Source organism: Moorena sp. SIO3I8, assembly GCF_010692325.1.
Classification (GTDB): domain Bacteria; phylum Cyanobacteriota; class Cyanobacteriia; order Cyanobacteriales; family Coleofasciculaceae; genus Moorena.
The window spans coordinates 1-6690 of the sequence record NZ_JAAHHW010000203.1; the positions used below are offsets into that span (position 1 = coordinate 1).

At 45.0% G+C, this 6690-nt stretch carries 4 protein-coding genes and 1 pseudogene; 2 read left to right on the forward strand and 3 right to left on the reverse strand.

The annotated features are described in order from the left end of the window. Positions 1-466 precede the first annotated feature (466 nt). The 3 genes from F6K51_RS34675 to glp all read right to left on the reverse strand — a co-directional run bounded on the left by F6K51_RS34675 (position 467) and on the right by glp (position 4727). Entirely contained in the window at positions 467-1072 is a 606-nt protein-coding gene (locus tag F6K51_RS34675) for an HD domain-containing phosphohydrolase (RefSeq protein ID WP_293029945.1), read from the reverse strand. Positions 1073-1313: 241 nt separating this feature from the next. After that, positions 1314-2972 (reverse strand): GTPase HflX, encoded by a 1659-nt coding sequence (gene hflX, locus F6K51_RS34680; protein WP_365940544.1) that lies wholly within the window; start codon positions 2970-2972, stop codon positions 1314-1316. A gap of 438 nt (positions 2973-3410) precedes the next feature. Beyond that, positions 3411-4727 (reverse strand): gephyrin-like molybdotransferase Glp, encoded by a 1317-nt coding sequence (glp, locus tag F6K51_RS34685; RefSeq protein ID WP_293029939.1) that lies wholly within the window; start codon positions 4725-4727, stop codon positions 3411-3413. Positions 4728-4936: 209 nt separating this feature from the next. On the opposite strand from glp, the gene F6K51_RS34690 reads away from it, so the two are divergent. Both F6K51_RS34690 and F6K51_RS34695 read left to right on the forward strand, forming a co-directional pair. Continuing rightward, positions 4937-6328: a Mur ligase family protein gene (locus tag F6K51_RS34690; RefSeq protein WP_293029942.1), complete on the forward strand. Its 1392-nt coding sequence runs from the start codon at positions 4937-4939 to the stop codon at positions 6326-6328. A gap of 101 nt (positions 6329-6429) precedes the next feature. Further along, a pseudogene (locus tag F6K51_RS34695) lies at positions 6430-6690 on the forward strand (Uma2 family endonuclease); the annotation flags it as partial.

Below are 6690 nucleotides of genomic sequence, written 5' to 3' on the forward strand. Positions count from 1 at the left end.
GGGTCGGCGTATCAAGATTTCGGGGGCTCAGTGGGATGAGAGTAACGTCCCACAAGTCTTGAAGCATCGGTGTGCCTACCTCAACGGGCAATTTTCAACTTGAGTCTTACAAAACTGAGATGCACTCCAGCTTTACTGCTTTTATACAGAAATACAAGTGACCGTTTAATCCTCAAAAATAATGTAAAAACCACCCATGCTGCGACAACTTTAGTCAGCGGATTTCTCTAACGATTAAAGCAGGTATTGATGAGATGCTTGGTAATTGTAAGACCCGTTGGCAATAGCTTAAAAAAGAAAAAGGTGAAACCAACTAGTCAACTATTTTTTTATTCAACTTTCAACTTTCAACTTTCAACCTTAAGCATTCAACCTTCAAACTTCAACCTTCAACTTTCAACTTTAAACCTTCAACTTTCAACCTTCAATTTTCAACCTTAAACCTTAAACCTTCAACTTTAAACCTTCAACCACCGCCTCGATAGTACAGTTCAAGAAAGCGGAAAAACTTTTCACAGAGTTCTGGATCTCTTGCACCAACGTTTATTTCTTTGGTAATTTCTGCTACCGCCTGTTTCCAGTAGGGGCGAATGCCTGGGGGATCACTACGGTTACGATATAGCCGCTTGCTGATGATAGCATCTGCCGCATTCACCAGCTGAAAGACCTGAACAATGTAAGGAATTTTCTCACCACGCAACCCATCCGGATAACCAGTGCCATTCAGCCTCTCTTGGTGGGTACGCACTAAGAATGCAAACTCCTTCAGGAGTGGATGCTGGTTACAAATCAGTTCTGAAACTTCAGGATACTCCTTAACTTTTGTCCACTCCTTTTCTGTCAGCGGTCCTGTTTTGAACAGGATCTGATCGGGAATGCTAATTTTCCCTAAACCGTGGCAATAGCACAAAAAAACCAGCTGACGCATTGCTTCTGGCTCTAAGTTTAACCAGCGCCCAAAATGCATGCACATAGTTCGCAGACGATAGCACCTTAAGCCAATCGGGACGTTGCGAGCCAACTGGATTTGTTCAAGGAAATTTAGGATATCGGCGTCCCCAGAACGAAGCATCAAACTTTGAAGTTGGTTTTGGTTTTAACAATTAAATTATCCCTATCTATTAGCTTACAGTTGTGATTTTTTTATGAAGCTAACCCAGTTTATTAAGTCATTATATCATAATGGTAGTCCTCTAAAAGTAGTAACTTTGGTGAAATCGACTCCTAGCAAGACATAAAACTGCCAAAATAACTACTTGTTTAGAACGAGCGAACTCACGATTTTAGTTATTTTTTTATGAAGCTGATTCACTTTATTGAGTTGCGATCGCATAGTGAACTAACTCAACTAGTTTCTGACGCAATGTCTCCAGTCCAAGACGTTTACTAGCAGAAATAAAGACTCCTTGAGGAAATTCTTCTTTCGCTAACGCTAGGGTATCACTATCTACTTGGTCGATTTTATTAAATACTACTAAAATCGGTCCTGGTGTAATGGGCATATCCCTCAGAATCCCCATTACAGAACGAATGTGACTAGCCCACGCTGAATGGGATAAATCCACTAAATGCAGCAAAGCATCTGCTTCTGTTACTTCTTCGAGGGTAGCCCGAAATGAATCTACTAAGGGTGGGGGTAACTCGTGAATAAACCCTACCGTATCGATCAATAGCATAGCGCTAGATTTCCCCGTTACTGAGTCAACAATAGGTAAGCGTCGGGTGGTGGGGTCAAGGGTAGCAAATAACTGGTCAGCGGTATAAACCTCAGCATTGGTTAGGGTATTCAACAGGGTAGATTTGCCAGCATTTGTATAACCAACGACCGCTACTGTCGGAACATCCTGTTGCTGACGCCGCTGCCTTAACCTTGACCGATGAGCCTGTAATTGGTTTACTTCTTGTTGAAGTCGGGCAATTCGACGCTGAATGGAGCGACGTTCGGTTTCCAGTTTGGTTTCACCCGGACCACGAGTACCAATGCCACCCCCTAACCGGGACATCGCCTGACCCCGACCAGTAAGGCGAGGCAACATATATTCTAGTTGTGCCAGTTCCACCTGCAATTTACCAGCACGGGACTGAGCTCTTTGGGCGAAAATATCGAGAATCACTTCAGTACGGTCTACAACCCGAACACCAATTTGGGATTCTAGGTTGCGAGCTTGTGCTGGTGATAGGTCGCGGTCAAATACTACCAGATTAGCGGCTAGAGTTTGGGTAGTCAGGGCAATTTCCTCTACTTTACCGCTACCAACTACTGTTTGGGGATGGGGATGCGATCGCTTTTGCTGGATTACCCCTAATACTTCTCCACCAGCGGTTTCCACCAACCGCCCAATTTCTGCTAAGCCATCTTCAAATCGCTCTGGGCTGATTTTTTCAGTCATTAACCCTATAATCAGCACCCTATCTTGGTCAACATCGACTTCCTGAGCCACAAATTGCCGTCGAAACTCAGCTTCTAGCTCTTCGACCAATTCCTGGAAATCCTGCTTGGTCAGAATATCCAGACTAATGGGTGATGATACACTCCAATTTAGGAGTTGAGAGTCTACCTTATTGTGTCCTTCTGAGTTACTAGGAGGGAGCAAATGTGCGAGATAGGTTTCTTTGATATAACCTGTTGCTCCACCACCCCGCCTTATCATACCTGACCCAGTAATCGTAAGTACCACCAATGCATCCAATCGCTGAATTGCCATAGCCGTGAGGGTAGATTCTCTAGGGGTTTCTGATTTGAGCTGAGTGGCGATACAGCGAATCCCGCACAATCGTTCAGCACCGTAACGGGGCAATTCCAGGGGAGGAATTTTGGTCTGAGTAGGGGTACCTACAGCCACACGAATCACTTGTCCCCGGCGATTGATGTAGGTGCATAGGGGCTGTTGAATGTCTGTGCTAATGGCTGCAACACGTTGAGCAAACTCCGGCGTAGTCAAATTATCGCTCGGTAAGCGTTGGTGATACAACCGTTTGAGTTGCTTGAGCTGGCTAGGCTTAAGACCTTGAAGATTACCGTAGATAGTATCGATAGGCGCTACTGACCAGTAACCTGGTTTCCAAGACTACTCTATCTATTTTAGGACTTACACAGTGAAACCAAAAATCCGGCTTTACTACGGTTATAGGGTGATGGGGTGGGTGACCGGTTGACTCGGTGTGGCGAGCTTGGGGTGACACCGTTAGCCAACAGGACTTACGCACCAAGACCCTTAAAACCCGGTTTCTGGTTATAAATCAAAGATGCTTGCTTCCATGGCTTTTACCTTTTATATCAAATCCGGATAATTGTCTACATTTACGATATCTAGACAAAATATTTCTCTCCCTGCTCCCCTGCACCCGAAGCTCCCCTGCACCCGAAGCTCCCCTCACCACGAAGTATGGTTATTCAACCGGATTTCATATTATTTTGCCCTAGCCAAACCTTCCCCTACCTGTAAGACTAATACTGATTCACCAGCCCGAATCAAGGTTTTACCGATTGGCACCACTGCTAGACCATTGGTATAAGCAAGATTAATCAAATTACCAGAACTATGACTACCACTGGCCAGATGAAATTCGTAGGCACCAGCTGCATCTAAACACAGTTGTCCCCACAGGTAAGTTTCCCGGCGTCCACCGGCATGTAAGTCATTAGATGCGATCGCTTTGACAAAAATTGGTTTCGAGACTTCCTCCGGTAAACCAGATAGTTTTAACAGTGCTGGTTTAACAAACCGCCAACAACTAACTAGTGCTGAAACGGGATTCCCAGGTAGACCAAAGTACAGTACTGGACGTTTTGAACAGGAGGGAGTGCTAGAAAGGTCACTGTCTTCTATGGAATTAGGCAAGGGGGAGGTAAAGGTAGCAACTGTTAGGGGTTTACCGGGTTTAACGGCAACCGAGTGGATGTGAATCTCTGCCCCGAGCTGGGCTAAGATTTTGTCTACATAGTCATAATCTCCCACTGATACACCGCCAGTAGATAGAACCATATCTGCTTCGGAGATAGCGTTTGCGATCGCATTTTTTAGATCGTCTGGCTGATCGCGCACAATCCCCATAGCTATGGGTACTCCCCCTAAGAGGGAGACAAAGGTAGCCAAGGCATACTGATTAGAATCGACAATTTGACCAGGTTTTAGGGGTTGGTCAGGGGTTACTAGCTCGTTGCCAGTGGAAAAAATTGCCACCCGAGGACGCCGATACACTGTCAATTGGTTACACTGAGCTGCAGCTAAAATGGCGATTTCTGGAGCACCAAGCCTAATGCCTGGTTTCATAAGACTGGTTTGGGCTTGGTAAAAAGATGCCCGATGACGGACAAAGGCTTGGGATTGGGGAGCCTCCAAAATCACCACCTGGTTATCCTGGAGTTTGGTGTTTTCTTGGATCACCACCGTATCAGCTCCTTTTGGCATACAACCTCCAGTAAAAATCCGTGAGGCTTGTCCCGGTTTCACTTCACATTGGGGTTGATATCCAGCAGGGATTTCTTCGACAATAGTTAAAACTACTGGTTGTTCGCGATTGCAGGATTGGACATCGCCATAGCGCACCGCATACCCATCCATGGCTGAATTATCCCAGTGGGGAAAATCTAAGTTACTGGTCACTGTTGCTGCCAGAATTCTATTAGTGGCAGCAGATAGCTCTACCACCTGTGTTTCCAGCCGTGGGTCAAAGGGTTGAACCAAATTGAGAATGATTGACTCTGCTTCTTGAACTGCTAGCATTGCCTATTAAGTATGAAAGATGAACGATGCAGCACTATTGCATGAAGGACACAGTGAAGTACTTGCGCTGTGGTGGGCGTGAAATCTTCCCTAATTATCCTCCACTTCATCAATGGTAGGTTTTTAGTTTTGATCGGAAGTTTCGATTCTGATCGGTTCATCTTTGGTTCCAACTGTTTAATCCACGAACAACTTGTAGCTTTCATCCCGTGACTAGATCAATTATCGATAGATTACGATTAGGGTTATCCGTAGGCATTGCCAAAACCGTCACCGCTCTGGTTCGGTTATTAAACCTAGGGGCAGCAAGTGTTCTGCCTGGAGCAATTGCCCGTCGTTTCCAGCCTCAAGTGCTTCCCTTACTCTTGGATCAGGTCAGACGAGGTGTGATTCTAATTGTTGGTACTAACGGTAAAACTACCACCTCTCTACTTCTATGCACTATCCTGGAAGACCTTGGTTGGCAAGTTGCTCACAATAGTACTGGGGCAAATTTGATTAATGGCTTAGTGACAGCACTCCTAGTTCATACCAATGGCATTGGTCAGTTGGATGCTGACTACGCCCTTTTGGAAGTAGATGAAAATGTGCTGCCCTTGGTATTGCTTGATTGTCAGCCTAAATTTATTTTGGGCTTAAACCTGTTTCGTGACCAGCTGGATCGTTATGGGGAAGTGGATACCATTAGCCGTCGCTGGCAAAATGCGATCGCTCCGTTACCTCAGGAAACCGTTGTGGTTTTAAACGGCGATGACCCTACCCTTTCTTACCTCGGTCAACAGTTACCCCAGAGAGTCCTTTTCTTTGGGTTAAGTGAGCCAGATGTCTATCTTGATGAAATTCCCCATGCTGTTGACTCAATTTACTGCCCCAGTTGTGGACATCCCCTGGACTATGAGGGGGTTTATCTGTCCCATTTAGGAGACTATCACTGTCCTCAATGTGGCTTTAGTAAACCTCAACTCGGAGTCAATAGTAGCCAGTGGCCACAAATATTAATTGGTATCTATAACAAATACAACACATTGGCAGCGGGATTACTAGCCATAGAGATGGGAATTGACCGGGATACCATCTACAACAGTATTAAAAGCTTTCGCGCTGCCTTTGGACGAGCAGAAGAATTAGTTGTCGATGGGAAGCGGGTTCGGATTCTGTTATCCAAAAATCCAGTAGGGATGAATGAAACGATTCGGGCTGTAAATGACTTGCAAAAACAAGGTGGAGCATCCACTAAGCTAGTGGTACTCAATGACCGAACCCCCGATGGCACAGATGTGTCTTGGATTTGGGATGTGGATACAGAGAAATTAGTGAACTCAGGGGGAACTGTAGTAGTCAGTGGCGATCGCGTTTATGATATGGCACTCCGTCTACAATACAGCCAGAATCAAGACCAGAATCAAGACCAGAATCAAGACCAGAATCAAGACCAGAATCAAAATCAGACTAATTGCCAATTGATTATTAAAGAAGATTTAGCAGAAGCGATCGCTACCGCTTTGGAACAAACTCCAGATCATGAAACCCTTCATATTTTGCCTACTTATTCTGCCATGTTGGAAGTGCGGGGACTTTTGACTGGGCGCAAAATTTTGTAGGTATTTTTAAGGGAGATAATTGGAAATTTTATTAAGTCCTGACTCATGAAAAATTCTGCCAAAATAAATCTATACCCCCAGCAGTAGCCGATCAGGAAACCATGACTCAAAGTATTGACCGGGTTGTTTTACCTCCTCCTTTCCCAGATCACACCCAACTACCAGAATCAGATGGAAGTTTTGTGAAAAATTTTCAGGAACACCCCCAAAGCATCTTACTCACAGATTCCATTGGACCAGTTTTACAACAAATTCATCCCGATGGACACTATGCCATTGGACAAGACTGTGGTATCTATTGGCGAGAAACTGACCCACCCGAAAAAGGAGCAGAAGCTCCTGACTGGTTTTATGTTCCCAAA